The organism is Actinomadura rayongensis (assembly GCF_009831215.1).
GTDB lineage: Bacteria > Actinomycetota > Actinomycetes > Streptosporangiales > Streptosporangiaceae > Spirillospora > Spirillospora rayongensis.
The window spans coordinates 240,299-264,959 of the sequence record NZ_WUTW01000007.1 but is presented as its reverse complement, the minus strand read 5'-3'; the positions used below and the strand labels follow the sequence as shown (position 1 = coordinate 264,959).

25 protein-coding genes are annotated in these 24,661 nt (G+C 73.0%); 19 read left to right on the top strand and 6 right to left on the bottom strand.

Annotation, left to right across the window (positions count from 1 at the left end):
- Both GQ466_RS26220 and GQ466_RS26215 read left to right on the top strand, forming a co-directional pair.
- A complete protein-coding gene (locus GQ466_RS26220) occupies nt 1–1,197 on the top strand; it encodes a sensor histidine kinase (RefSeq protein WP_161105697.1) in 1,197 nt (398 codons plus the stop codon).
- The gene (locus tag GQ466_RS26215; protein ID WP_161105696.1) at nt 1,194–1,844 is read left to right on the top strand and encodes a response regulator; all 651 of its coding nucleotides are present in this window, start codon (nt 1,194–1,196) and stop codon (nt 1,842–1,844) included. The genes GQ466_RS26220 and GQ466_RS26215 overlap by 4 nt, the downstream gene beginning before the upstream one ends.
- A gap of 79 nt (nt 1,845–1,923) precedes the next feature.
- Here GQ466_RS26215 and GQ466_RS26210 read toward each other — a convergent pair whose 3' ends face one another.
- Nucleotides 1,924–3,069: an acyl-CoA dehydrogenase family protein gene (locus tag GQ466_RS26210; RefSeq protein WP_161105695.1), complete on the bottom strand. Its 1,146-nt coding sequence runs from the start codon at nt 3,067–3,069 to the stop codon at nt 1,924–1,926.
- Nucleotides 3,070–3,144: 75 nt separating this feature from the next.
- Between GQ466_RS26210 and GQ466_RS26205 the strand changes: the two genes are divergently transcribed.
- Complete coding sequence (locus GQ466_RS26205) at nt 3,145–3,729, top strand: TetR-type transcription factor C-terminal domain-containing protein (RefSeq protein WP_161105767.1); 585 nt, start codon at nt 3,145–3,147, stop codon at nt 3,727–3,729.
- A 4-nt stretch (nt 3,730–3,733) separates the two neighbouring features.
- Here GQ466_RS26205 and GQ466_RS26200 read toward each other — a convergent pair whose 3' ends face one another.
- Nucleotides 3,734–4,564, bottom strand: coding sequence for a DUF4253 domain-containing protein (locus GQ466_RS26200; protein WP_161105694.1), 831 nt, complete (start codon nt 4,562–4,564; stop codon nt 3,734–3,736).
- Nucleotides 4,565–4,817: 253 nt separating this feature from the next.
- Here GQ466_RS26200 and GQ466_RS26195 point away from each other — a divergent pair, with 253 nt between their 5' ends.
- Nucleotides 4,818–6,278, top strand: coding sequence for an alpha/beta hydrolase family protein (locus GQ466_RS26195; protein WP_161105693.1), 1,461 nt, complete (start codon nt 4,818–4,820; stop codon nt 6,276–6,278).
- A gap of 1 nt (nt 6,279) precedes the next feature.
- On the opposite strand, the gene GQ466_RS26190 is transcribed toward GQ466_RS26195, so the two are convergent.
- Both GQ466_RS26190 and GQ466_RS26185 read right to left on the bottom strand, forming a co-directional pair.
- Complete coding sequence (locus GQ466_RS26190; protein ID WP_337193635.1) at nt 6,280–6,933, bottom strand: TetR/AcrR family transcriptional regulator; 654 nt, start codon at nt 6,931–6,933, stop codon at nt 6,280–6,282.
- Complete coding sequence (locus tag GQ466_RS26185) at nt 6,930–8,147, bottom strand: acyl-CoA dehydrogenase family protein (protein WP_161105692.1); 1,218 nt, start codon at nt 8,145–8,147, stop codon at nt 6,930–6,932. Before GQ466_RS26185 ends, GQ466_RS26190 begins: the two co-directional genes overlap by 4 nt.
- 45 nt (nt 8,148–8,192) lie before the next feature.
- On the opposite strand from GQ466_RS26185, the gene GQ466_RS26180 reads away from it, so the two are divergent.
- Nucleotides 8,193–8,942, top strand: coding sequence for an SDR family oxidoreductase (locus GQ466_RS26180; protein WP_161105691.1), 750 nt, complete (start codon nt 8,193–8,195; stop codon nt 8,940–8,942).
- A gap of 21 nt (nt 8,943–8,963) precedes the next feature.
- A complete protein-coding gene (locus GQ466_RS26175) occupies nt 8,964–9,920 on the top strand; it encodes a quinone oxidoreductase family protein (RefSeq protein ID WP_161105690.1) in 957 nt (318 codons plus the stop codon).
- Here GQ466_RS26175 and GQ466_RS26170 read toward each other — a convergent pair.
- Nucleotides 9,910–10,581: a response regulator gene (locus GQ466_RS26170; protein WP_161105689.1), complete on the bottom strand. Its 672-nt coding sequence runs from the start codon at nt 10,579–10,581 to the stop codon at nt 9,910–9,912. The genes GQ466_RS26175 and GQ466_RS26170 overlap by 11 nt on opposite strands.
- Before the next feature lie 106 nt (nt 10,582–10,687).
- Between GQ466_RS26170 and GQ466_RS26165 the strand changes: the two genes are divergently transcribed.
- From GQ466_RS26165 to GQ466_RS26155, 3 genes are all read left to right on the top strand, one after another.
- Nucleotides 10,688–12,154 (top strand): sugar porter family MFS transporter, encoded by a 1,467-nt coding sequence (locus tag GQ466_RS26165; RefSeq protein WP_161105688.1) that lies wholly within the window; start codon nt 10,688–10,690, stop codon nt 12,152–12,154.
- 266 nt (nt 12,155–12,420) lie between these two features.
- Nucleotides 12,421–14,400, top strand: a complete 1,980-nt coding sequence (gene thrS / locus GQ466_RS26160; protein WP_161105687.1) for a threonine--tRNA ligase — start codon at nt 12,421–12,423, stop codon at nt 14,398–14,400.
- Between the two features lie 111 nt (nt 14,401–14,511).
- Entirely contained in the window at nt 14,512–15,120 is a 609-nt protein-coding gene (locus tag GQ466_RS26155) for a hypothetical protein (protein WP_161105686.1), read from the top strand.
- Here the strand turns inward: GQ466_RS26155 and GQ466_RS26150 are convergent.
- Nucleotides 15,099–15,650, bottom strand: coding sequence for an Asp23/Gls24 family envelope stress response protein (locus tag GQ466_RS26150; protein ID WP_161105685.1), 552 nt, complete (start codon nt 15,648–15,650; stop codon nt 15,099–15,101). The genes GQ466_RS26155 and GQ466_RS26150 overlap by 22 nt on opposite strands.
- Nucleotides 15,651–15,795: 145 nt before the next feature.
- Between GQ466_RS26150 and GQ466_RS26145 the strand changes: the two genes are divergently transcribed.
- The 10 genes from GQ466_RS26145 (at nt 15,796) to GQ466_RS26100 (ending at nt 24,545) form a co-directional block, all read left to right on the top strand.
- Nucleotides 15,796–16,428 (top strand): HIT family protein, encoded by a 633-nt coding sequence (locus tag GQ466_RS26145; RefSeq protein WP_237418374.1) that lies wholly within the window; start codon nt 15,796–15,798, stop codon nt 16,426–16,428.
- Nucleotides 16,428–16,817, top strand: coding sequence for a thiol-disulfide oxidoreductase DCC family protein (locus GQ466_RS26140; RefSeq protein WP_202421127.1), 390 nt, complete (start codon nt 16,428–16,430; stop codon nt 16,815–16,817). The genes GQ466_RS26145 and GQ466_RS26140 overlap by 1 nt, the downstream gene beginning before the upstream one ends.
- A gap of 65 nt (nt 16,818–16,882) precedes the next feature.
- Entirely contained in the window at nt 16,883–17,506 is a 624-nt protein-coding gene (pgsA, locus tag GQ466_RS26135) for a phosphatidylinositol phosphate synthase (protein ID WP_161105683.1), read from the top strand.
- A complete protein-coding gene (locus GQ466_RS26130; RefSeq protein ID WP_161105682.1) occupies nt 17,503–18,408 on the top strand; it encodes a phosphatidylinositol mannoside acyltransferase in 906 nt (301 codons plus the stop codon). The genes pgsA and GQ466_RS26130 overlap by 4 nt, the downstream gene beginning before the upstream one ends.
- A complete protein-coding gene (locus GQ466_RS26125; RefSeq protein WP_161105681.1) occupies nt 18,405–19,538 on the top strand; it encodes a glycosyltransferase in 1,134 nt (377 codons plus the stop codon). The genes GQ466_RS26130 and GQ466_RS26125 overlap by 4 nt, the downstream gene beginning before the upstream one ends.
- Nucleotides 19,539–19,542: 4 nt before the next feature.
- The gene (locus GQ466_RS26120) at nt 19,543–20,067 is read left to right on the top strand and encodes a hypothetical protein (protein WP_161105680.1); all 525 of its coding nucleotides are present in this window, start codon (nt 19,543–19,545) and stop codon (nt 20,065–20,067) included.
- Between the two features lie 87 nt (nt 20,068–20,154).
- Nucleotides 20,155–21,144 (top strand): DUF3048 domain-containing protein, encoded by a 990-nt coding sequence (locus tag GQ466_RS26115; RefSeq protein ID WP_337193634.1) that lies wholly within the window; start codon nt 20,155–20,157, stop codon nt 21,142–21,144.
- A gap of 83 nt (nt 21,145–21,227) precedes the next feature.
- Entirely contained in the window at nt 21,228–22,145 is a 918-nt protein-coding gene (gene pdxS / locus GQ466_RS26110) for a pyridoxal 5'-phosphate synthase lyase subunit PdxS (protein ID WP_161105678.1), read from the top strand.
- Between the two features lie 101 nt (nt 22,146–22,246).
- A complete protein-coding gene (locus GQ466_RS26105; RefSeq protein ID WP_161105677.1) occupies nt 22,247–22,861 on the top strand; it encodes a DUF6928 family protein in 615 nt (204 codons plus the stop codon).
- Between the two features lie 166 nt (nt 22,862–23,027).
- Nucleotides 23,028–24,545 (top strand): S8 family serine peptidase, encoded by a 1,518-nt coding sequence (locus GQ466_RS26100; protein ID WP_237418373.1) that lies wholly within the window; start codon nt 23,028–23,030, stop codon nt 24,543–24,545.
- Nucleotides 24,546–24,661: the final 116 nt, after the last annotated feature.

Genomic DNA, 24,661 nt, shown 5'->3' with positions numbered 1-24,661 from the left:
ATGGAGACCAGTGAGCGGCTGCCGCCCTTCGCCGACGGCGTCCGAAAGGCGCTGAACACCTTCAGCCGCCGGCATCCCCGCCTCACCGCGGCCGCGCCACTGGTCGTCCTCGCACCCGCCGGGCTGCCGTTCGACCTCTACGACCATCCCGCCACCACCGCTGAGATCGCGACGGCCTGGACGCTGTGGCCACTGGCATTCGTACCGCTGGTGTGGCGGCGCAAGCATCCGCTCCCCGTCTTCGCGGTGGTCGCGATCGTCTTCGCCGTGGAGATCGGGCTGCGGCTGGCCGAACCGAGCGTCATCGCCCTGCTCTGCGCGCTGTACAGCCTGGCCCGCTACGGTCCGCTCCGGGCGCTCGCCCCGACCGCGATCCTGGCCTATCTGGAGATGCTCGGCGTGGCGGCGCGGTGGATCGACGGCCCCGGCCTTGCTGAGACGATCTTCCTGATGGGCGCGGCGGTGACCGCCGCGGCCTCCCTCGGGCTGGGCGCCAGGATCCTCCGCGCACATCTGGCGGGGCTGGAGGAGCGAGCGGTGCGGTTGGAGACCGAACGCGATCAGCGTGCCCGGCTCGCGGCCGTCACCGAACGAGCCCGTATCGCCAGGGAGATGCACGACGTGATCGGTCACCACCTCGCGGTGATCGTCAGCCTCGCCGACGGTGGAGGCGCGCTGTCGCGAACGGCGCCCCGGCGCGGAACCGAGGCCCTGGAGAACATCGCCGGCCTGGGCCGGCAAGCGCTCGGAGAACTACGGTCCCTGCTCGGCGTCCTCACCGAGCATGGCCAGGACGCCGAACTGACGCCGCAGCCCGGTCTCGCCGACCTCGGTGATCTGCTGGCGCAGGTCGGCGAGGCCGGGCTGCCGGTGTCCCTGACGACCAGCGGTACCCCCGATGACCTGCCGACCGGTGTGCAGATCGCGATCTACCGGATCGTCCAGGAGGCACTCACCAACACACTCAAACACGCAGGCCCGGACGCTACCGGTGCCGTCCGGCTGACCTGTACTCCCACGAGGGTGGAACTCCTCATTGAGAACACCGGAAGAAGCGCCGATGCTCCCGTCACCGACGGGCTGGGGCTCGCCGGGATCCGCGAACGCGCCGCCGTGTACGGCGGAACGGCCCGCGGAGGCCCGCGACCGGGCGGCGGCTGGCTGGTGACCGCGACCTTCGGGACGGAGCCCGCATGACCGGCGTCCTGATCGTCGATGATCAACCCTTGCAGCGGATGGGCTTCCGGATGCTCCTGGAAAGCCGGCCCGACATCGCGACCGTCGTCGGCGAGGCGGGGACGGGCAGCGAGGCCGTCCGGCGCACCGCCGACCTGTCACCCGACGTGGTCCTCATGGACGTCCGGATGCCCGGCATGGACGGCATCGAGGCCACACGCCGGATCGTGGCGGCGGGCGGACGGTCCCGGGTTCTCGTCCTGACCACCTTCGACCTCGATGAGTACGCCTTCGCAGCGCTCCGCGCCGGGGCGAGCGGCTTCCTGCTGAAGGACGCCCTGCCCGAGGAACTGCTCGTCGGCATCCGCGCGGTGGCCGCGGGAGACGCGATTGTCGCGCCCCGGCTGACGCGACGCCTGCTGGATGCCCACACCCACCGGCTCGCCGTCCACCACGAAAGCGATCCCCGCCTCGCCACGCTGACCGATCGTGAGCGTCAGGTCCTGAACGCCATCGCCGAAGGGCTGAGCAACAGCGAGATCGCCGAGCGGCTCACCCTCTCGGAGTCCACGGTCAAAACCCACGTCGGCCGGGTCCTCGCAAAGATCAATGCACGGGACCGCGTCCATGCCGTGATCTTCGCCTACGCTGCCGGACTCGCCGGATGACCACAGCGACAGGGCCCCGGCCCTCCTCAGCATGTGGCCAGGGCGGGTCGCCACAAAATGCATGAAGGTGCAGGTCGGGCTAGAGGCCGGTGGAGCGGGCGATGATCTCTTTCATGATCTCGTTGGAGCCGGCCCAGATGCGGGTGACGCGGGCGTCCATCCAGGCGCGGGCGACGCGGTATTCGCGCATGTAGCCGTAGCCGCCGAAGAGTTGGACGCAGGCGTCGATCACCTCGTTCTGGACTTCGGACGTCCAGTATTTGGCCTTTGATGCGTCTACGGAGTTCAGGTCGCCGGTGGTGTGGGCGGCCAGGCACTGGTCGACGTAGGCCTGGGCCACGTCGAGTTTGGTGATGAGTTCGGCTATCAGGAACTTGTTGTGCTGGAAGGAACCGATCGGTTGGCCGAAGGCTTTGCGGTCTTTCGCGTAGGTGATGGTCTCGTCCAGGACGCCGCGTGCGTGGGCCACGTTCGCGATCGCGCAGGAAAGACGTTCTTGGGGGAGGCGTTCCATCATGTGGATGAAGCCTCGGTCCAGGTCGCCGATCCGGAACGTGTCGGGGACGCGGACGTCGGTGAAGTACAGCTCGGACGTGTCCGCTTCCGGCTGGCCTACCTTGTCCAGTTTGGTGCCGCGGGTGAAGCCGGGGGTGTCGGCTTCTACGCCGAAGAGGGTGATGCCTTTGGCGCCGCGTGACGGGTCGGTTTTCGCCGCGACGATCACGAGGTCGGCGTGGCCGCCGTTGGTGATGAAGGTCTTCGAGCCGTTGATCACCCAGGCGTCGCCGTCGCGGACGGCCGTCGTGCGCAGGGCGGCCAGGTCGGAGCCGCCGGACGGTTCGGTCATTCCGATCGCCGTGATCAGCTCGCCGGTGCAGAATTTCGGCAGCCAGCGGGCCTTTGCCTCGTCCGTCGCCAGTTCCAGCAGGTAGGGCGCGCAGATGTCGGTGTGGATGCTCACGATCGAGTTGTAGGCGACGGCCACCCGCGCCAGTTCTTCGCCGAGGACGGCGTTGTACCGGAAGTCGCCCGCGTCCTGGCCGCCGAACTGCGTGGGAACCTGCATGCCCAGGAAGCCCTGACGGCCCGCCTCCAGCCACACCGAGCGCCTGAGCGCACGCTCAGTGCGGATCGTCTCGTCCAAAGGCAGCAGCGTCCGCTCCACGAACTCCCGGACGGACGCGCGGAACAGCTCGTGCTCGGCCTCGAAGACGGTACGGCGCATGGCTGGAACCTCCCGGACTCACCGATGTCGCCGCCAGTGTACTGAGCGTCCGCTTAGGATGAGCCGGTGGACGAGATGTGGGACGCCGTCACTCCCGAGGCGTCGCGGCGCATGCTGACCGCCGCCGTGGACGCCTTCGCCGAGCTGGGCTATCACGGCACGTCCACGCGGCAGATCGCGGCGGCGGCCGGAATGAGCCCCGCCGCGCTGTACGTCCACTACCGCACCAAGGCGGACCTGCTGTACCGCATCGCCGAGCGCGTCCACGTCTCGGTGCTGGAGACGCTGCGGGCGGCGACGCGGGACAAAGACGGGCACTCTGCGCGGATCCGGGCGCTGATGTACGCGTTCGCAAGCTGGCACGCCCGCCACCACCACGCCGCGCGGGTCATCCAGAACGAGCTGGGCGCGCTGGAGGCCGAGCACGCGAAGGAGATCGCCGCCCTGCGCCGCGAGGTCCGGACGCTGTTGCGCGACGCGGTGCGGGCGGGCGCGGCGGCGGGGGAGTTCGACGTCGCCGACGTGGACGGGACGAGCCGCGCCCTCGCGTCCCTCGCCATCGACGTCTGCCGCTGGTACCGCCCGGACGGCCCGCGCACCCCCGACGAGATCGGCGCCCTCTACGCCCACCTCGCGCTGCGGATGCTGCGCGCGGACTGACGGGTCAGTCCCACCAGAACGACCACCACGTCTTGCCGCGGATCTCCTCGGCGTACCCGGCGAGCGTCCCGGGCCCCTGGAAGAGAATGTCGGGGCAGAACGCCCAGTGCTCGGCGGCGACCTGGAGCGCGTGCCGGGCCGTCACCGGCGGGGCCGCGACGGACAGCTCCAGCGTGTTGAAGCCCATCCCGACGACGCGCGCCGCGAACCGGTCCTCCCAGCTCCGAACGACGGCCGACAGCGGCGCCGTCCACTCGTTGTGGTTCAGCGCGCCCTGCCAGCCGGCGGCCGTCAGCGCGTCCGCGCCGCGCTCCACCGCGACGAGCCCGAGGGACAGGCCGCGCCCGGCGAGCGAGCGGGCGTGCCGGTCGGCGACGGCGCCGGGGTCGTCCATCGCGGCGCCGCGCGGGGCGGGGCCGGGGCATTCGAGGCCGAACGGGGCGAGGTCGTGGGCCTCCTCGGCGGTCGCCTGCTCGGCCCAGTCGGTCCACACCTCGGACATGAACGCGATCGGGGCGTAGTTGCCGATGTCCTCGACGGGCTCGGGCGCGATCTGCCCGGCGGCCCAGGGCTGGTCGGACTCGTCCAGCAGCAGCGGCCAGAGCCCGGACCGCTCGTGCTCGGCGCGCAGCCGCGCCCACAGCTCGCCGGTGACGGGCTCGTCGCTCACCCAGAACGCGGGACGGAGCTGGATCTGGCGCTGCGGATAACCGGGGTCGGGCCAGACGAGGTCGCCGGGCGGCAGCGGCGTGGTGAGGACCCGTCCCGCGGCGCCGTCGGCGAAGAGCTGCGGCAGGTTGCCGGGCAGCCGGGGCCGCAGATCGAGGTCGTCCATTTCACGCCGTTCCGGTCCAGATCATGCCAACGGGATCTTGACACTTCGGGAATGGTAACGGCGCGCGGCCCGGCTGGGGGACGACCCGCGCGCTTCGCCGGCCCGGCGCGGGCGGCGGGACGGTTCGTACCAGGTCACCGGCCCGTGCCGTCCGGTCACGATCTGATAGCGGCCGGTCCGGTCTGGCCACCGGTGATCACGAGTGATAGAAATCAGTCGCTTATTTCCGGTTTCTACCCCTCGGAGGCCCGGCATGGCACGCCGTCCCGTTCTGCCCGTCGCGGTCGCCGGGGCGCTCGTCCTCGCCGGGGCCGTCCCGGCGCACGCCGCGGGCGGCCGGTCCGCCGAGGTCACCTCGTTCGACGGCACGAAGATCGCGACTTACTTCTTCCCCGCCGCGGGCCTGAAGCAGGGCGCGAAGGCGCCCACGATCCTGCTCGGCCACGGCTGGGGCGGACGCGCCGCCACCGACCCGGCCAAGGGCGACCTCAAGGCGTTCACGACCGCGGGCTACAACGTCGTCACCTGGAACGCGCGCGGCTTCGGCTCGCCCGGCGCCGCCCACGTGGACCGGCCCGAGGTCGAGGGCCGCGACGTCCGCAAGATCATCGACTGGACGGCGAAGCAGCCCGAAGCCCAGCTCGACCGCAAGAACGACCCGCGCCTCGGCATGGCGGGCGGCAGCTACGGCGGCGGCATCCAGCTCGTCGCGGCCGGGACGGACGCCCGCGTGGACGCCATCGTCCCGACCATCGCGTTCACCAACGTCCGCCGCAGCCTCTACCCCGACGACGTGTTCAAGGCGGGCTGGGGCCTGCTGCTGTGCGCGGGCGGCATGCTCAACGGCAACCGGGTCGCGGACCAGGTCGCGCGAGGCTGCGCCGAGGGCCTGCTCACCGGGACGCTGTCGGACGCCACCGCCCGCTGGTTCGAGGGCGCGGGCGCGGGCGACCTGGTCAAGAACATCAAGATCCCCACGCTCGTCGTCCAGGGCACCGTCGACACCCTCTTCACGCTGCGCGAGGGCATCGGCTTCTACCAGCGGATCAAGGCCAACGGCGCGCCCGTCAAGATGATCTGGTTCTGCGGCGGCCACGGTGAGTGCACGACCAAGCCCGGCCCCGCCGACCGCCTGACGGCCCGCACGCTCGCCTGGTTCGACCGCTACCTCAAGAAGAAGAACGTCCCGACCGGCCCCGGCTTCGAGTACATCGACCAGGACGGCGTCTACCGCTCCGCCCCCGCCTACCCGCCCAAGCCCACCGGCGCGCTGAAGGCCAAGGGCAAGGGCCGCCTGACGATCAGCCCGTTCGACTCCTCCGGCTCCCAGATCGCCGCCGCCCCCGCGTCCCACGCGCTCGACATCCCGATCCCCGCGCCGCGCGCACCGGGCCAGGCACTCGGCGTCCCCCACCTGACGTTCACCTATAAGGGCAACGCGTTCAACGACCGCACCGCGCTCTACGCCCAGATCGTCGACCAGAAGACGGGCGTCGTCGTCGGCAACCAGGCCACCCCGCTGCCCGTCACGCTCGACGGCGAAAAGCGGACGCTCACCCGCGACCTGGAGGCCGTCTCCTGGACGGTCGCGCCGGGCAGCCGCCTCGTCCTGCAGATCACCGACGGCACCGCGCTGTTCACCGGCCAGAAGGCCGCCGGCGCGGTGGACGTGACCGGCGCGTCCCTGACCGTCCCGACGACCGGACAGCGCTGACTCACCGGACGTGGTGCTCCATGCGCTCCCCAGAGCGCAGCCGGTCCAGCCCGAGCCAGATGAACTCCAGCGCCATCGCCTCGGCCTCGTCCCGCGCGGTGTCGGGATGCTCCAGCCACCACGACACCGACGACAGGATCGCCCCGTACATCAGCGGGACGAGCAGCCGTGCCCGCCGCTCGTTCACCGCGAGCGCGGCGGGCGACAGCGTCGGGTCGCTGCGGCGCCGGACGAGCAGCAGCCCCGCGAACGACGCGCCGAGCCGGTCGCGCAGCCCGCGCAGCTCCCCGCCGCCCTGGAACTTGTCCAGGTGGCGGACGATGAAGCTCCACGCGTCCGGCTCGTCGGTCGCGTAGTCGAACAGCACCCGGATCATCGCCGCGATGCGCGCCGCCGAGTCCTGCTCGGCCAGCACCGCCGCGCTCAGCCGCTCGGTCAGCTCGGCGACGACGGCCGCGGACACGTCGGCGAACAGCTCGTCCTTGGACGGGAAGTGCTGGTAGAGCAGCGCCTTGGAGACCTGCGCGGCGGCGGCGACGTGCTCCATCTGCGTGTCGTGGTAGCCGCGCCGCCCGAACTCGCCGAGCGCGACCCCGCGCAGCTGCTCCCGGCGCCGGGCGTGCGGCATCCGCCGCCGGCCCGCCGTGTCCGTCACGCGTACTTCGCCAGCTCGGTGCGCGCCACCGACCGGACGTGGACCTCGTCCGGCCCGTCGGCGAGCCGCAGCGTCCGCGCGCCCGCCCACATCGCGGCCAGCGGGAAGTCGTCGGAGACCCCGCCCGCGCCGTGGACCTGGATCGCGTCGTCCAGCACCTTCAGCGCCGTGCGCGGGACGATCACCTTGATCGCCGCGACCTCCGACCGCGCCGCCTTGACGCCGTGCGCGTCGATCAGCCAGGCGGTCTTGAGCGTCAGCAGCCGGGCCTGCTCGATCGCCATCCGCGCCTCGGCGATCTGCTGCCGGACGACGCCCTGCGCGGCCAAAGGCTTGCCGAACGCCACCCGCGACACGGCCCGCCGGCACATCAGCTCCAGCGCCCGCTCGGCCATGCCGATCGCCCGCATGCAGTGGTGGATCCGGCCGGGCCCGAGCCGGGCCTGCGCGATGGCGAACCCGCCGCCCTCCTCGCCGACCAGGTTCTCCACCGGGACGCGGACGTCGGTGAACCGGATCTCACAGTGCCCCTCCTGGTCGTGGTAGCCGAACACCGGCAGCGCCCGGACGACCTCCACCCCCGGCGCGTCCATCGGGACGAGCACCATCGACTGCTGCCGGTAGGGGTGCCCCTCCGGGTCGGTCTTGCCCATGACGATCAGGACGGCGCAGCGCGGGTCGGCCGTCCCGGTGATCCACCACTTGCGGCCGTTGATCACGTAGTGGTCGCCGTCGCGCTCGATGCGGGTGGCGATGTTGCGGGCGTCGGAGCTGGCGACGTCCGGCTCGGTCATCGCGAAGCCGGACCGGATCGCCCCGTCCAGCAGCGGCTTCAGCCAGCGCTCCTTCTGCTCGGGCGTGCCGAACAGGTCGAGGACCTCCATGTTGCCGGTGTCGGGCGCCGAGCAGTTGAGCGCCTCGGGGGCGAGCAGCGGCGACCGTCCGGTCAGCTCGGCGAGCGGGGCGTAGTCGGTGACGCTCAGCCCGTGCGCCGGGTCGGTCGCGTGGGGCAGGAACAGGTTCCACAGCCCGCGCCGCCGCGCCTCGGCCTTGAGGTCGTCCACGACGGACGGGAGGTCGTGCGGACGTCCGGCGGCGGCCAGCTCCCGGCGCTGCGCGGCGTAGACCGGCTCGGCGGGGTACACGTGCTCGTCCATGAAGTCCTGGAGGCGGGCCAGGTACTCCTGGGCGCGCCCGCTCGGTGCGAAGTCCATGGCGCTAGAGTAACTGACGAGTCAGTTACTTGATGGGGAGGTCCCATGACGGGCGCGTACGACCCGGACGGCAAGGTCGCCGTCATCACCGGCGGATCCAACGGCATCGGCGCGGCGGTCGCCCGCCGCCTCGCCGCGGGCGGCGCCCGGCTGGTGCTCGCCGACATCGACGCCGACCGGGGCGGGGCGCTCGCCGCCGAGCTGGACGCGGTGTTCGTCCGCTGCGACGTCAGCGACCCCGCCGACAGCGTCGCGGCCGTCGCCGCGGCCGTCGACCGGTTCGGCGGCCTCGACCTCGCGTTCCTCAACGCCGGGGTCGCGACGGGCTTCGGCGTCGGCGACGACTTCGACCCCGTCGCCTACCGCCGCGTGATGGGCGTCAACCTGGACGGCGTCGTCTTCGGCGTCCACGCGGCCCTGCCCGCGCTGCGCGCCCGCGGCGGCGGCGACATCGTCGCGACCGCGAGCATGGCCGGGCTCACCGCGATGCCGCTGGACCCGCTCTACGGGACGAACAAGGCCGCCGTCGTCGGGCTCGTCCGCGCGCTCGGCCCCGGGCACGCGGGCGAGGGCATCCGGGTGAACGCGCTGTGCCCGTCGTTCGCCGACACCGCGATCATCGGCCCGATCAAGGACCACCTCACGTCGGTCGAGTTCCCGATTCTCGAGGTCTCCGACGTCGTGGACGCGTTCTTCGGCATCCTCGCCGGGGAAGGCACCGGCGAGGCGTGGTTCGTCGTCCCGGGCCGCGAGTCCGCGCCGTTCGCCTTCCGGGGCGTCCCCGGTCCCCGCTGACCAGAACGAACAGGAGCATCCATGCGCGCGATCCAGATCACCGAGTTCGGCGGACCGGAGGTCCTGACGCTCACCGAGCTGCCCGACCCCGAGCCGGGCCCCGGCGAGCTGCTGCTCGACGTCTCCCGCGCCGGGATCAACTACGCCGACACCCACCAGGCCGAGAACAGCTACCTGGCGCGGGCGGCGCTGCCGCTCGTGCCCGGCGCCGAGGCCGTCGGCCGCACCCCGGACGGACGCCGCGTCGTCGCCCTGCTCGGCTCGGGCGGCTACGCGGAGAAGGCCGTCGCGCCCGCCGCGACCGCCTGGGACGTGCCGGACGCCGTGGACGACCTGTCCGCGCTCGGCCTCGTCGTCCAGGGCGCGTCGGCGTGGCTGCTGCTGCGCCGCAGCGTCCACCTCGCGCCCGGCGAGTCGGTCGTCGTCCACGCCGCCGCCGGGGGAGTGGGCACGCTCGCCGTCCAGCTCGCCAAGGCGTGGGGCGCCGGACGGGTCATCGCGACCGCGTCCAGCAAGGAGAAGCGCGACCTCGCGTTGGACCTCGGCGCGGACGTCGCCGTCGACCCCGCCGAGCCCGACCTCAAGGCCGCGCTGATCGACGCCAACGAGGGCCGCCGCGTGGACGTCGTGCTGGAGATGACCGGCGGGTCCGTCACCGACCAGAGCCTGCGCTCGCTCGCCCCCTTCGGGCGACTCGCGTTCTACGGCATGGCGTCGCGGACACCGCCGTCGCCGGTGCAGCCCGCCGCGCTGATGGCGCACTCCACGACGATCGCGGGCATGTGGCTGGCGCACGTCTTCCAGCTCCCCGGCGACGTCATGCGCACCGCGCTGGACGAGCTGTTCGGCCTCGTCGCGAACGGGCGGCTGCGGGTCGTCGCGGGCGGCGAGTACGGGCTGACCGAGGCCCGCCGCGCGCACGAGGACCTGCGGGCCCGCCGCACCACCGGCAAGCTGGTGCTGGACCCTAGCCGGTGAGCCCGTTCTCGTAGGCGAACACGACGGCCTGCGTCCGGTCCCGCAGGGCCAGCTTGGTCAGCACGTGCCCGACGTGGGTCTTGACGGTCTGCTCGGCGAGCACCAGCTCGGCCGCGATCTCGGCGTTGGACAGGCCCCGCGCGACCAGGCGCAGGACGTCCATCTCGCGCGGGGTGAGCCCCGCGGTCGCGGTCGGGCTCGGCCGCTGGTGCCGCCGCCGGCGGGCGAAGTCGCCGATGAGCCGCCGGGTGATGGACGGCGCGAGCAGCGCGTCCCCGGACGCGACGATCCGGACGCCGCGCACGAGGTCGGCGGCCGACGCGTCCTTCAGCAGGAACCCGCTGGCGCCCGCCGCGAGCGCCTCGTAGACGTACTCGTCCAGGTCGAACGTCGTCAGCATCAGCACCTTCGGCCGGATCTCGCACGGCTCGACGCCGTCGCGGTCGCGGTGCAGCTCGGCGGTCGCGGCCAGGCCGTCCATCTCGGGCATCCGGATGTCCATGACGACGACGTCCGGGTCCAGGCGGCGGGCCAGCTCGACCGCCTCCCGGCCGTCCCCGGCCTGCCCGACCACCTCGATGCCGGGATCGGAGGACAGCAGGGCCGCGAGGCCGTCCCGGATCATCTCCTGGTCGTCCGCGATGAGCACCCGAATCGTCACGCGTGCACCCTAACGGAGCGCCGCGCCGCCCCGCGTTGCCCGCCCGCCGACCTGCGCGAAGTCCGGATCGCCGCATAAGCGCGGCGCCGCAGGGAAGATCACCACCATGACGGAACGTGGTGACGGCCCACCGAGCGCGACCGACGAGGACGCGAAGCCGCGGCACTCGGGCGCGACCGCGCTGCTGCTGTCGGCCGCGGCGGCGCTCGGCGGCTTCCTGTTCGGCTACGACTCCTCGGTGATCAACGGCGCGGTGAACGCGCTGAAGTCGGAGTTCGGTCTCAGCTCGTTCACGGTCGGGTTCGTGGTGTCCTCGGCGCTGCTCGGCTGCGCGGTCGGCGCGTGGTTCGCCGGGCCGATCTCCGACCGCATCGGCCGCGTCAAGGTCATGCTCATCGCGGCGGTCCTGTTCGTCATCAGCTCGCTCGGCTCCGCGCTGGCGTTCAACGCCGTCGACCTGACGGCCTGGCGCGTGCTCGGCGGCCTCGCGATCGGCGCCGCGTCGGTCATCGCGCCCGCCTACATCGCCGAGATCGCCCCGGCCCGGCTGCGCGGACGGCTCGGCTCGCTCCAGCAGATGGCGATCGTGCTCGGCATCTTCGCCGCGCTCGTCGTGGACTACGCGATCGCGCAGGTCTCCGACGGCGGCGCGTCCGGCGGGTTCCCGTGGGGCGGGACGGCCTGGCGCTGGATGTTCGCCAGCGCCGTCGTGCCCGCCGTCTGCTACGGCCTGCTCGCCGTGATCATCCCCGAGTCGCCCCGCTACCTGGTCAAACACCACAAGCCCGCCCGGGCGCGCCGGGTGCTGGCACGGCTGATGAGCCGGGACGAGGCCGAGCACAAGATCGACGACATCGAGCACTCGATCACCACCGACCGGCCCGTCCGGCTGCACGACCTGCGCGGCCCCCGGTTCGGGCTGCTGCCGATCGTGTGGGTCGGGATCCTGCTGTCGGCGTTCCAGCAGCTCGTCGGCATCAACGTGATCTTCTACTACTCGTCCACGCTGTGGGAGGCGGTCGGGTTCAGCGAGAGCAACGCGATGCTGACCTCGGTGATCAACTCGATCGTCAACGTGGTCGGGACGGTCGTGGCGATCCTGCTGGTGGACCGGATCGGGCGCCGTCCGCTGCTGATCGCGGGCGCGTCCGGGATGGTGGTCACGCTCGGGATCCTCGCGTACTGCTTCGCGACGGCGTCGGTCGTCCACGGCAAGCCGCAGCTCGGCGACGTCGCCGGGCCGCTCGCGCTCGTCGCCGCCAACGTGTACGTCTTCTCCTTCGCCGCGACCTGGGGCCCGGTCGTGTGGGTGATGCTCGGCGAGATGTTCAACAACTTCATCCGCGCGTCGGCGCTCGCGGTGTCGGCCGCCGCGCAGTGGATCGCCAACTGGGCCGTCACGACGACGTTCCCCGGCCTCTCGGGCATCTCGCTCGGCCTCGCCTACGGCATCTACACGGTGTTCTCCGCGCTCGCGCTCATGTTCGTCCTGCGGTCGGTGCCCGAGACGCGCGGACTGGAGCTGGAGGACATGGACCGCCTGGCGATGCCGGACCGGACGCGGCACGCCTGAATGGGCTACGCTGAAACCATGCTGCGCGCCGTGAACGAGACGACGACGCCGGGCACGCCCCGGCGCCACGGCCGCACGTCCTAGAACAGCACGCGGCGAGGCCCCGGGAGCGATCCCGGGGCCTCGCGGCGTTCCGGGACCGTCTTCCGCGACCGGCCGCCCGCCCCGGCAGGAGAACGATGATCCCGCGAGACTCGCCGGAGTCCGGCGACCCCCAGTCGATAGCATCGGCCGCACATTCACCGGAACCATCCCGAGGAGAACCCGTGTCCACCGTGTCAGAGCTGCGCGTCACCCTCGACGGGAGCGAGCGGGTGGTGCCCGCCGGCACGACCGCGGGCGAGGCGCTGGACGCCGACGGCCGCACCGTGATCGCCGCCCGGGTCGGCGGCGAGCTGCGCGACCTGGCGTACCGGCTGGCCGACGGCGACGCCGTCGAGCCCGTCGCGATCGGTTCCGACGACGGCCGGGCCATCATGCGGCACTCGGCCGCGCACGTCATGGCGCAGGCGGTGCAGGAGTTGTTCCCCGAGGCGAAGCTCGGCATCGGGCCGCCGGTGGAGAACGGGTTCTACTACGACTTCGACGTCCCCGCGCCGTTCACCCCCGACGACCTCAAGCGCATCGAGAAGCGGATGCGCGAGATCGTCAAGCAGGGCCAGCGGTTCTCCCGCCGCGTCGTCACCGACGACGAGGCGCGCGACGAGCTGGCCGCCGAGCCCTACAAGCTGGAGCTGATCGGGCTGAAGGGCGGCGCGGCGGACGCGGGCGAGGGCGCGGACGTGGAGGTCGGCGGCGCCGAGCTGACCATCTACGACAACATCGACCCGAAGACCGACGACCTGCGGTGGAAGGACCTGTGCCGCGGCCCGCACCTGCCGAGCACCCGCGTCATCCCCGCGTTCAAGCTGATGCGCACCGGCGGCGCGTACTGGCGCGGCAGCGAGAAGAACCCGCAGCTCCAGCGCATCTACGGCACCGCGTGGGAGTCGCGCGAGAAGCAGGACGAGTACCTGAGGTTCCTGGAGGAGGCCGAGAAGCGCGACCACCGGCGGCTCGGCGCGGAACTCGACCTGTTCTCGTTCCCCAACGAGATCGGCAGCGGGCTCGCGGTCTTCCACCCCAAGGGCGGCGTGATCCGCAAGGTCCTGGAGGACTACTCGCGGCGGCGGCACGAGGAGGAGGGGTACGAGTTCGTCAACACCCCCCACATCACCAAGGGCCACCTGTTCGAGACCTCCGGCCACCTCCAGAACTACGCCGAGGACATGTTCCCGGCGATGGAGGTCGACGGCGCCGACTACTACCTCAAGCCGATGAACTGCCCGATGCACAACCTGATCTACCGGGCGCGCGGGCGGTCCTACCGGGAGCTGCCGCTGCGGCTGTTCGAGTTCGGGTCGGTGTACCGGTTCGAGAAGTCGGGCGTCGTGCACGGCCTGACCCGCGTCCGGGGCATGACCCAGGACGACGCGCACATCTACGTCACCCAGGAGGGCATGGGCGACGAGATCAAGCGGCTGCTGAACTTCGTCCTCGGCCTGCTGCGCGACTACGGCCTGGACGAGTTCTACCTGGAGCTGTCCACCCGCGACGACTCGCCCAAGTTCATCGGCTCGGACGAGATGTGGGAGATGGCGACCGCCGCGCTGCGCGAGGCCGCCGAGGAGACCGGGCTCGACCTCGTCCCCGACCCGGGCGGCGCGGCGTTCTACGGCCCGAAGATCTCCGTGCAGGCCAAGGACGCCATCGGACGCACCTGGCAGCTCTCCACCATCCAGGTCGACCCGAACCAGCCGGAGCGGTTCGGGCTGGAGTACCAGGCGGCCGACGGCACCCGCAAGCGGCCGGTCATGCTGCACCGGGCGCTGTTCGGGTCGATCGAGCGGTTCTTCGGCGTGCTGCTGGAGCACTACGCGGGCGCGATGCCGCCGTGGCTGGCGCCGGTCCAGGCGGTCGGCATCCCGATCGGGGACGCGCACGTCCCGCACCTGGAGAAGCTGGCCGCGCTGCTGCGCGAGCGGGGCGTGCGGGTCGAGGTGGACGACTCGTCCGACCGGATGCAGAAGAAGATCCGCAACGCGCAGAAGCAGAAGGTCCCGTACATGCTGCTGGCCGGGGACGAGGACGTCGCCAAGGACGCGGTGTCGTTCCGCTACCGGGACGGCTCGCAGAAGAACGGCGTCCCGCTGGGCGAGGCGGTCGAGGAGATCGTCCGCGCGATCGAGTCCCGCGTGCAGGTCTGATCCGGGTCTGATCCGGCTCGGGCGCCCGGGGTCCGCGCGGACTCCGGGCGCATCCGGCGGGCCTTGGTAGCCTCGACCCCCAGACCGCGCTAAACCGGGAGAAAGTCGTCCATGAAGACCAGCAGGCCGCCGAAGCCGCCGTCACCGTGGTGGCGGGTCGCCGGGTACGGCGGCGCCCTGCTGCTGGTGGCCGCCGCCGTCGCGGTGCTGGTCGTCCCGGTCGTGCGCGGGACCGGCGGACGCGCCGGCGCCGCCGCGACCCCCGGCCCCGGCGCGACGACCGTCCCGCCGGGCGCCAACCCCGGCGGCAACCCCGTCCCGCAGCAGCAGCCGAGCGGGCAGCTCTACCCGTCCGCGTCGGCGCCCGCGACGCCGGGCGGCGGGCAGGGCGGCGGTGGTGGTCCCGAGATGCCGCTGCCCCGGCAGAACGGCGGCGGGGCGAACGTCGACTGGTGCGACCAGAACGCCGCGCTCTACCGTCCGGCCGCGACCGGCGGCGGCGTCGAGGTCGTGGTGAACGTCGCGGCCAGCTCCGCCGTGACCGTCGAGGTGACGCTGACCGGCGGCGCCCGCAAGTCCCGCCAGGACACGGTCATGAAGGGCGCCCCGCACACGTTCGCGTTCCCGGACGTCGCGATCACCGCGCTGAGCCGCGCCAAGGTCACCACGCTCGCGCTCGGCGGGACGATGGCGTCCTGCTACGCGCGCCCGGGGGCCTGACCGGCGCGTCCCGGCAGCTGGACGTCCTCGACCGCGAGGTTGACCGCGTCCACCCGCATGTCCAGCATCAGCCCGACGACGCGGGCGACGTTGGCGCGCACCTCCGCCGCCACCGCCATGATCACGCTGCCGTACTCGACGGTGAGCGCCAGGTCCAGCGAGACCCGGTCGTCGTGCAGCCGGACGCGCACCGCGGGCCGCCGGTCCGTCCCGGCCGCGGGCTCGCCGCCCGGCCCGGTGCCGACGCCGACGGCCGCGACCCCGCGCACCTCCAGCGCCGCCAGCAGCGCGATCTTCTCGATGACCTCGTCGTCGATGGTGGTCCGTCCCGGTACGCGTCCCTGGTCCCCGCCGGCGTCGCCGTCCGGCCCGGTGCGCGCCGGACGCGGCGCGACGGTCCCCGGCGGGGCCGTGGTGAACGGCGTCGCGAACCCGCCGTCGGGCGCCCCCGGCGGCGGGATCGGCGGCAGGCCGGGAAAGACCGGCGGTCCGCCGGATCTGTCGCCGGGTCCCTTGTCGAAATCCGTCATGCGCGCACTCCACGGGGGGTCGCCCGGCTCGCGGGCCGGGGCAGGGGGACGGCGGACGCGCCGATTCGCGGGGATCCCGGCTGCGGTCCGCCCGGCTTCTCTCTCTATGCTGCTGGTGAGGCCGTACACGAAGGAGAACGCCGCCTTGAGCGTAGAGCCCGACGAGTCCGTGGCGCAGCAGGCGCGCGCGAACGCGCCCGACCCGGCGCCGGCGGCGTACCCGGGCGACCCGCAGGTCGAGGAGGAGCGCGGCGGGGCGGGCGTCCCCGACCACTTCCGGCGGCTGTGGACCCCGCACCGGATGGCCTACATCAAGGGCGAGGGACGGCCGAGCGGCAGCGGCGCGGACGAGGGCTGCCCGTTCTGCGAGATCCCCGCGATGAGCGACGAGGACGGCCTGGTCCTCGCGCGCGGCCGGTCGGTGTACGCCGTCCTCAACCTGTACCCGTACAACTCCGGGCACCTGATGGTCGTCCCGTACCGGCACGTCGCCGACTACGGGGACCTGGACGAGGGCGAGTACACCGAGCTGGCCGTCCTGACGCGCCGGGCGATGGGCGCGCTGCGCAAGGCGAGCGGCGCGCAGGGCTTCAACGTCGGGATGAACCTCGGCCTGGTCGCGGGCGCGGGCATCGCCGCGCACCTGCACCAGCACGTCGTGCCGCGGTGGGGCGGCGACACCAACTTCATGCCGGTCGTCGGACACACCCGCGTCCTGCCCCAACTCCTGCGCGACACACGTCGGCTGCTGGTGGACGCCTGGCCGGAGGACTCCTGATGGGCCGTCCGGTTCTGCTGTACGACGGCGACTGCGGGTTCTGCACGGCGTCCGTCCGGTTCATCGAGCGGCACATCCCGACGCGCGCGCGGATCATGCCGTACCAGCTCGCCGACCTGGCCGCGCTCGGCGTCACCGCGTCCCACGCGGCCCGCGAGGTGCTGTGGGTGGACGAGCGGGGCCGCGTCCACGGCGCCGCGCAGGCCGTCGCGCGGCTGCTGACGGAGGCGGGCGGCGCGTGGCGTCCGGTCGGCCTGCTGCTGCGGACGCCGCCGCTGCGGTGGATCGCCCTCGCCGCGTACCGGTTCGTCTCCAAGCACCGCGACCGCCTGCCCGGCGGCACCCCCGCGTGCGCCCTCCCGCCCGGCCGCGCGCCCGGCACGGGCTGACGCCGGACGGCACTACGATGGGCGCGCCGCGCGACAGCGCCCGCACCCTTCACGAACGGACGGCGATGCTCAACAAAGTGCGGCCCGCGCTGGGCCGTGTCCTGACCCCCATCGGACGGTCGGTCGCGCGCACCGGGCTCTCGCCGAACGCCATCACGCTCCTCGGGACGGCGGGGGTGGTCGCCGGCGCGCTGGCGTTCTACCCGCGCGGCTCCTACTTCTGGGGCACGATCGTGATCACCGCGTTCGTCCTGTTCGACATGCTGGACGGCGCCGTCGCCCGCGTCACCGGCAAGATCTCCAAGTTCGGCGCGTTCCTGGACTCCACGATGGACCGCGTCGCCGACGCCGCGATCTTCGGCGGGCTGATGATCGGCCTGGACCGCGACGGCCGGAGCGTCCTCGCGGCCCTCGCGCTGTACTGCCTGGTCGCGGGCGTGGTGACGTCCTACGCCAAGGCCCGCGCGGAAGGGCTCGGCTACCGGTGCGACGTGGGGATCGCCGAGCGGTCCGAGCGGCTGATCATCGTGCTCGTGACGACGGGGCTCGACGGGCTCGGCGTGCCGTACGTCCTCGCGGTCGGGCTGTGGGTCCTCGCCGCCCTCAGCACCGTCACGGTCGGCCAGCGGCTGGCGACCGTCTGGAAGCAGGCGCGGGAGGAGCTGCCGGCGGCGGAGTCCCGCCGGTGACCGGGGGGCTGCGCGACGAGGCGGCCGACGCGGCGTACGCCCTCGGCTGGACGGTCGTCCGCAGGACCCCCGAGCCCGTCGCGCGGCTGGTCTTCGCCGCGCTCGCCGACCGGACCTGGCAGCAGCACGGCGGCGGCGTCCGCCAGCTGGAGCGCAACCTGTGCCGCGTGCTCGGCAAGGACGCCGTGGACGACGAGGTCCGCATCCTCAGCAAACGCGTCCTGCGCTCGTACTTCCGGTACTGGCTGGAGGTGTTCCGGCTGCCCGAGTACGACCGGGACCGGATCGTCGGCGGGATGCGCGTCACCGGGCACGAGAAGCTGTTCGCCACGCTCGACTCCGGGCGCGGCGCGATCCTCGCGCTGCCGCACATGGGCAACTACGAGCAGGCGGGGGCGTGGCTCGTCCACAGCGGCTACCCGTTCACGACCGTCGCGGAACGGCTGCGGCCCGCGTCGCTGTTCGACCGGTTCGTGGAGTTCCGCGAGAGCCTGGGCATGGAGGTGCTGGCGCACCGGGGCGCGTCGGCGTTCGGACGGCTCGCGCAGCGCCTGCGCGCCGGGCGTCCGGTCTGCCTCGTCGTGGACCGCGACCTCACCGCGAGCGGCGTGGACGTCGAGTTCTTCGGCGAGACCGCCCGGATGCCCGCCGCGCCCGCCGCCCTCGCGCTCCAGACCGGCGCGGCGCTGTACCCGGTCACGCTGTGGTTCGAGCGCGACGGCTGGGGCGCCCGCGTCCACGACGAGGTCCCGGTGCCGGACGGCGGCCCGCGCCGCGACCGGATCGCCGCGATGACCCAGCACGTCGCCGGGGTCTTCCAGCAGGGCATCGCCGAGCATCCGCAGGACTGGCACATGCTCCAGAAGGTCTGGGTCGCCGACCTCGCGGAGCCGGACCGGTGAGGATCGGGATCGTCTGCCCCTACACCTGGAACGTGCCGGGCGGCGTCCAGCAGCACATTCGCGACCTCGCCGAGGCGCTGATCGGGTTCGGGCACCACGTCTCGGTGATCACGCCCGCCGACGACGACGCCGACCTGCCCCCGTACGCGGTGTCGGCGGGACGGGCCGTCCCCGTCCCCTACAACGGGTCGGTGGCGCGGCTGGCGTTCGGGTTCCTGTCGGCGTCGCGGGTGCGGCGCTGGATCCACGAGGGCCGGTTCGACGTGCTGCACGTCCACGAGCCCGCCGCGCCGTCGCTCGGGCTGCTGGCGTGCTGGGCGGCGGACGGTCCGATCGTCGGCACGTTCCACGCTTCTTACGAACGGTCCCGGGTGCTGTCGGCGACCGCGCCGATCCTGCGCAGCGCGCTGGAGAAGATCACCGGGCGGATCGCGGTCTCCGAGGCGGCCCGGACGACGCTCGTCGAACATCTCGGCGGCGACGCGGTGCTGATCCCGAACGGCGTCGCGACCGCGCGGTACGCGTCGGCCGAGCCGCTGCCCGGCTGGCCCGGCGGCGGCGCGCTCGGCTTCCTCGGCCGCATGGACGAGCCCCGCAAGGGCCTCCAGGTGCTGCTGCGGGCGTTCGAGATCCTGGGCCGGGAGCGGCCGGAGCTGCGGCTCCTGGTCGCGGGCCCCGGCGACACCGCCGACGTCCTCGCCCGCGTGCCCGCCGAGCTGCGGTCCCGCGTCGTCGTGCTCGGCCTGGTCAGCGAGGAGGACAAGGTCCGCGCCTACCACTCGGTGGACGTGTTCGTCGCGCCCAACATCGGCGGCGAGAGCTTCGGGATCGTCCTGACCGAGGCGATGTCGGCGGGCGCGCCGATCCTCGCCAGCGACATCGAGGCGTTCGACCGCGTCCTGCGCGGCGGCCGGGCGGGCGCGCTGTTCCCGGCGGGCGACGTCGGCGCGCTGGCCGCCGCCGCGGGCGCCCTGCTGGACGACCCGGCCCGCCGCGCCCGCCTGTCGGCCGAGGCCCGCGCCGCCGTCCGCGCCTACGACTGGTCGTCGGTCGCGCGGGACGTCGTGCGGGTCTACGAGACCGTCACCGTCGACGCGGGCGTCGTCATCGCCGCCGACCGGGAAGGCTAGGCGCGTGCCCGACTGGATCGTGGACGCCGTGCTGTCGATCGCGCTCGCGATCGTCCTCGCGCTGTACGTGTCGTGGCGGGCGACGCGGCTGGACCGGCTGCACGTTCGCGTCGAGACGGCCCGGGCCGCCCTGGACGCCGCCCTGGTCCGCCGCGTCGCCGTCACGCTGGAGCTGGCGGCGTCGCGGCTGCTGGACCCGGCGACCAGCCTGCTGCTCGCCGCCGCCGCGCAGCGCGCCCGCACCGCCGACGCCGACACCCGCGAGTTCGCCGAGAGCGACCTGTCGCGCGCGCTGCGCGCCGCCGTCGATCAACCCGGGTTCGCCGCCGGGCTGGACGGGCGGGGAGACGTCCGCGCCGAGCTGGAGTCCGCCGCCGCCAAGGTCGGCTACGCCCGCAACTTCTACAACGACGCCGTGGCGCAGGCGCGGACGGCCCGCCGGGCGCTGCTCGTCCGGGCGCTGCGGCTGGCCGGGCGCGCCCCGCTGCCGGGGTTCTTCGAGATCGACGACGCCCCGCCCGGCCGTTGACCGTCCCATACCGGGCGGTTCGCTACTCTCGGGGGCTGGTCGTCCGGAAGAAGGTGGAAGGTGCGTTCGTTCGCCAGGCGTGGTCCCGTGGCCGTCGCGGGCGTCGTGCTGCTCGCCGCCGGGCTCACCGCCTGCTCGGGCGGGAGCCCCGCGAAGCGGACGGCCGCGTCGCCGTCGTCGGGCGCGCCCTCGGCGTCGCCGAGCCCGGCGGTCAACCCGCTGACCGGGACGCGCGCGGGCCTGGGGAGACCCGTCCTCGCCGTGAAGATCGAGAACACCCGGAACGCGATGCCGCAGAGCGGCGTGTCGGCGGCCGACCTGGTCTACGTCGAGCAGGTCGAGGGCGGCGAGACCCGGCTGATGGCGCTGTTCTCGTCGCGTCTGCCGAAGCGCGTCGGGCCGGTGCGCAGCGCCCGGATCTCCGACCTGCACCTGCTGCCGCAGTTCGGACGGCCCGCGTTCGCGTTCTCCGGCGTCCAGGGCAAGATGAAGAAGTACGTGAAGGCCGCGCCGGTCTACGACGTCTCCGAGGACGCGGGGGAGCGGGGCTACTCGCGGTCGAGCGCCAAGCCGGCCCCCTACAACCTCTACGCCGACCCCCGCGACCTGCTGAAGCGCGCGCCGAACGCCCAGCCGTCCAAGGACGTCGGGTTCCGCTTCGGCCCCGCGCCCGAGGGCGGGAAGCCGACGAGCAGCTTCACCGCGCGCTGGCCCGCCGCGCGCATGGGCTTCACCTGGTCGGCCAAGCAGAAGCGGTGGCTGGCGTCCTTCAGCGGGACGCCGGACCGTGGCGCGGAGGGCGGCGTCCTCGGCGGGGCGACGATCGTGGTCCAGTACGCCAAGACCACGCGGTCCCGGTTCCACGACTTCCTCGGCGCCTACACGCCGCTGATCCACACGACCGGCACCGGGCGGGCGACCGTCCTGCGCGACGGCCGCGCCTACGACGCGCGGTGGTCCCGCCCGTCCGAGACCGCCGGGACGACCTTCACCACGGCCGCCGGCGCCCCGATGACGTTCGCGCCCGGCCAGGTCTGGGTCGTGCTGGTCAACGACGGCAAGCCGTACATGCCCTGACCTTGCCCTGACCGGGCCACGCGGGGAAGCTCACCGGGCAGCGAATATCATGGAAACCGACGTATCGCCCGTTCACGTGAGGAATGCCCGTGTCTGCTTCGAGTCCTGAGAACACCGCGCCCGCCACCGGCACCGCCCGGGTCAAGCGGGGGATGGCGGAGATGCTCAAGGGCGGCGTGATCATGGACGTCGTCACACCGGACCAGGCGAAGATCGCCGAGGACGCGGGCGCGGTCGCGGTCATGGCGCTGGAGCGCGTCCCCGCCGACATCCGCGCCGAGGGCGGCATCTCCCGGATGAGCGACCCCGACATGATCGACGGGATCATCTCGGCGGTCTCGATCCCGGTCATGGCCAAGGCGCGCATCGGGCACTTCGTGGAGGCCCAGGTCCTCCAGGCGCTCGGCGTCGACTACATCGACGAGTCCGAGGTCCTCACCCCCGCCGACTACGAGAACCACATCGACAAGTTCGCGTTCACCGTCCCGTTCGTGTGCGGCGCGACCAACCTCGGCGAGGCGCTGCGCCGCATCACCGAGGGCGCCGCGATGATCCGCTCCAAGGGCGAGGCGGGCACCGGCGACGTCTCCAACGCCACGACGCACATGCGGAAGATCCGCAACGAGATCCGCCGCCTGCAGTCGCTGCCCGAGGACGAGCTGTACGTCGCCGCCAAGGAGCTGCAGGCGCCGTACGAACTGGTCAAGGAAGTTGCGGCGAACGGGAAGCTGCCCGTCGTGCTGTTCACCGCCGGCGGCATCGCGACCCCGGCCGACGCCGCGATGATGATGCAGCTCGGCGCCGAGGGCGTGTTCGTCGGCTCGGGGATCTTCAAGTCCGGCAACCCGGCCCAGCGCGCCGAGGCGATCGTCAAGGCCACCACCTTCCACGACGACCCCGACGTCATCGCCAAGGTCTCGCGCGGCCTCGGCGAGGCGATGGTCGGCATCAACGTCGCCTCGCTCGGCGAGGACCAGAAGTTCGCCGCGCGCGGCTGGTGATCACCCCCGCGTGACATCTCCCTTCCCGGCCCCCGGCGGGCCGCCGCACGGTCTACGCTGATCACGCGGCCCGCCGGGCCCGGACCGCGGGAGGGATGCGCATGGGGTGGTCGGTCTCGTTCGCCTGCTGCCGGTCCGCCGATCCCGCCGCCGTGTTCCGTCCCGGCGTCACGGCCGATCCCGCCGCCGCGGCGTCGTTCGCGCGGGGCCTCTACCCGGCCGCGACGCTCACCGAGACCGGTGACACCGTCCTGGACTTCGCGCTGCGCCCCTACGACGACGAGGTGTTCGTCGGCGCCTACGACGGCGCGGTGCTGCTGTGCGACCGGCGGCTGTTCTGCCTGGACGACGACGCCCGCCGCATCGTGGACCGCGCCGCCTGCGCGCTGCCCGGCGCGTCCTGCGGCGTGCTCGTGCTGGAGAGCGTCGTCGCGTCGTGCTGGTTCCGCTGGTACGACGCCGGGGTGCTGCGCCGCGAGGTCCTGGTGACCGCCGAGGACGGCGTCGTCGTCGACCAGGGCGCCCGGCTGCCCGCCGAGGAGCCGTTCTGGCGCGAGCTGGACGGCGGCGCGGCCGACGTCCCGCTGCCCTTCGACCAGGAGGATTTCGGCCTGGCCCTCGCCGGGGCCTGCATTTTCGGCCGCGGCCTCGCCGAACGCGGCGCCGACGGGTTCCTGCCGCTGGAGCTGCCGGTCCGGCGCTTCAAGCTGTCCTGAATCCCGCTTTTGGCATCTGAGCGCACATTCCTTCGGATTTCTAGTGCGTTCAGACGATGGTTCCGGACGTCACCTTTCTTCCACCATGTGAGGCCGTGTGCGCCGACTGTGGCGCGCGTCTCACAGGCGTCGAAAGGTGACCCCAGTGCGAGTCCGGAGCCTTGTCTTGTCAGCGGCCGGTGCGCTGCTGCTCCCCCTGACTGCGGCGCCGCCAGCCCTGGCCGAGGGCCCGATCGTCAACGCGAACGCCGCCGCGCCCGTCAAGGGCAGCTATCTGGTGACGCTGAAACCGGGGGCGGCCGACGGCGTCGCGCCCGTGGCCCGCGCGCTCGCGGGCCGCTACTCCGGACGGGTCGGGCACGTGTACTCCCGCACCGTCCAGGGCTTCCAGGCGCTCATGACCCCCGAGCGGGCGCGCCGGCTGGCCGCCGACCCGGCCGTCCAGACCGTCGAGCAGGACGTGAAGGTCCACGCGACGGACGTCCAGCAGAAGCCGCCGTCGTGGGGCCTGGACCGCATCGACCAGAAGGGCCTGCCGCTCAACGGGTCCTACACGTACACGACCAAGGCGTCCAACGTCACCGCCTACATCGTGGACACCGGCATCCTGACGACGCACTCCGACTTCGGGGGCCGCGCCACCTCCGGCCACGACTTCGTGGACAACGACAACGACGCGACCGACTGCAACGGCCACGGAACCCACGTCGCGGGCACTGTCGGCGGCAGTACCTACGGTGTGGCCAAGGGCGTCAAGCTCGTCGCCGTCCGGGTCCTGGACTGCAAGGGCAGCGGTGACACGTCCGGCGTCGTCGCGGGCCTGGACTGGGTCGCCCAGCACGCCGCCAAGCCCGCCGTCGCCAACCTCAGCCTCGGCGGCGGCGCCAGCGCCACGCTGGACGCGGCGATCAACCGCGCGATCGCGGCGGGCGTCACCGTCGCGGTCGCGGCGGGCAACGACAACGCCAACGCGTGCAACTCCTCGCCGGCGCGGGTGCCCGCAGCGATCACCGTCGGCGCCGTGACGAAGACCGACCGGCGCGCGGACTTCTCCAACTACGGCTCCTGCCTGGACCTCTTCGCGCCCGGCGACGGCATCGTGTCGGACTGGATCGGCGGGGCGAACGCGACGCGCACCGCGTCCGGGACCTCGATGGCGTCCCCGCACGTCGCGGGCGCCGCCGCGCTCGTCCTCGCCGCCAACCCCGGCGACACGCCCGCGCAGGTCGCCGCCGCGCTCACCGGCGCCGCCGGGACGGGCGTCGGGAACGCGGGCGCGTCCTCGCCGAACCGGCTGCTGTTCACCACCGACGGCGGCTCCCCGCCGCCGCCCGGCCCGTGCGCCGCCGCGACCAGCGCCGGCAAGGTCGCGTTCGGCGCGTGGCAGGCCGTGTCCAGCCCGGTCAAGGTCGCCGGCTGCGCGGGCGCCGCGAGCGGCGACGGCAAGGTGACCGTGGACATCGACGTCCCCTGGCGCGGCGGGCTCGTGATCGACCTCGTCGCCCCGGACGGCACCGTCCGCTCGCTCAAGGGCTTCGACCTGTTCGACTTCGCCTCCGGCATCAAGACCACCTACACCGCCGACCTCGCCGGGCTTCCCCGGGACGGCACCTGGAACCTGCGCGTCACCGACTACTGGCTCGGCAGCCAGGGCAGTGTGAACTCCTGGACGCTCGGCCTCTGAGCCCCGTCTCGACGGCCCGCCGGACGCCCTCCGGCGGGCCGTCGCCGCGCCCGCCCGGAAGAACCGCCGGTCACCGGTGCGTTTAGGGTGTGCGAGGCAGGAATCGGGACGTAGAG

Bases quoted from the DNA above. Each gene is read 5' to 3' on its own strand.
- GQ466_RS26180 (WP_161105691.1), top strand. From the start codon at position 8,193: ATGACGGGCGCGTACGACCCGGACGGCAAGGTCGCCGTCATCACCGGC.
- GQ466_RS26220 (WP_161105697.1), top strand. From the start codon at position 1: ATGGAGACCAGTGAGCGGCTGCCGCCCTTCGCCGACGGCGTCCGAAAG.
- GQ466_RS26175 (WP_161105690.1), top strand. From the start codon at position 8,964: ATGCGCGCGATCCAGATCACCGAGTTCGGCGGACCGGAGGTCCTGACG.
- pdxS (WP_161105678.1), top strand. From the start codon at position 21,228: ATGCCCGTGTCTGCTTCGAGTCCTGAGAACACCGCGCCCGCCACCGGC.
- GQ466_RS26165 (WP_161105688.1), top strand. From the start codon at position 10,688: ATGACGGAACGTGGTGACGGCCCACCGAGCGCGACCGACGAGGACGCG.
- GQ466_RS26210 (WP_161105695.1), bottom strand. From the start codon at position 3,069: ATGCGCCGTACCGTCTTCGAGGCCGAGCACGAGCTGTTCCGCGCGTCC.
- pgsA (WP_161105683.1), top strand. From the start codon at position 16,883: ATGCTCAACAAAGTGCGGCCCGCGCTGGGCCGTGTCCTGACCCCCATC.
- GQ466_RS26215 (WP_161105696.1), top strand. From the start codon at position 1,194: ATGACCGGCGTCCTGATCGTCGATGATCAACCCTTGCAGCGGATGGGC.
- GQ466_RS26200 (WP_161105694.1), bottom strand. From the start codon at position 4,564: ATGGACGACCTCGATCTGCGGCCCCGGCTGCCCGGCAACCTGCCGCAG.
- GQ466_RS26150 (WP_161105685.1), bottom strand. From the start codon at position 15,650: ATGACGGATTTCGACAAGGGACCCGGCGACAGATCCGGCGGACCGCCG.
- GQ466_RS26205 (WP_161105767.1), top strand. From the start codon at position 3,145: ATGTGGGACGCCGTCACTCCCGAGGCGTCGCGGCGCATGCTGACCGCC.
- GQ466_RS26185 (WP_161105692.1), bottom strand. From the start codon at position 8,147: ATGGACTTCGCACCGAGCGGGCGCGCCCAGGAGTACCTGGCCCGCCTC.
- GQ466_RS26140 (WP_202421127.1), top strand. From the start codon at position 16,428: ATGGGCCGTCCGGTTCTGCTGTACGACGGCGACTGCGGGTTCTGCACG.
- GQ466_RS26195 (WP_161105693.1), top strand. From the start codon at position 4,818: ATGGCACGCCGTCCCGTTCTGCCCGTCGCGGTCGCCGGGGCGCTCGTC.
- GQ466_RS26105 (WP_161105677.1), top strand. From the start codon at position 22,247: ATGGGGTGGTCGGTCTCGTTCGCCTGCTGCCGGTCCGCCGATCCCGCC.
- GQ466_RS26155 (WP_161105686.1), top strand. From the start codon at position 14,512: ATGAAGACCAGCAGGCCGCCGAAGCCGCCGTCACCGTGGTGGCGGGTC.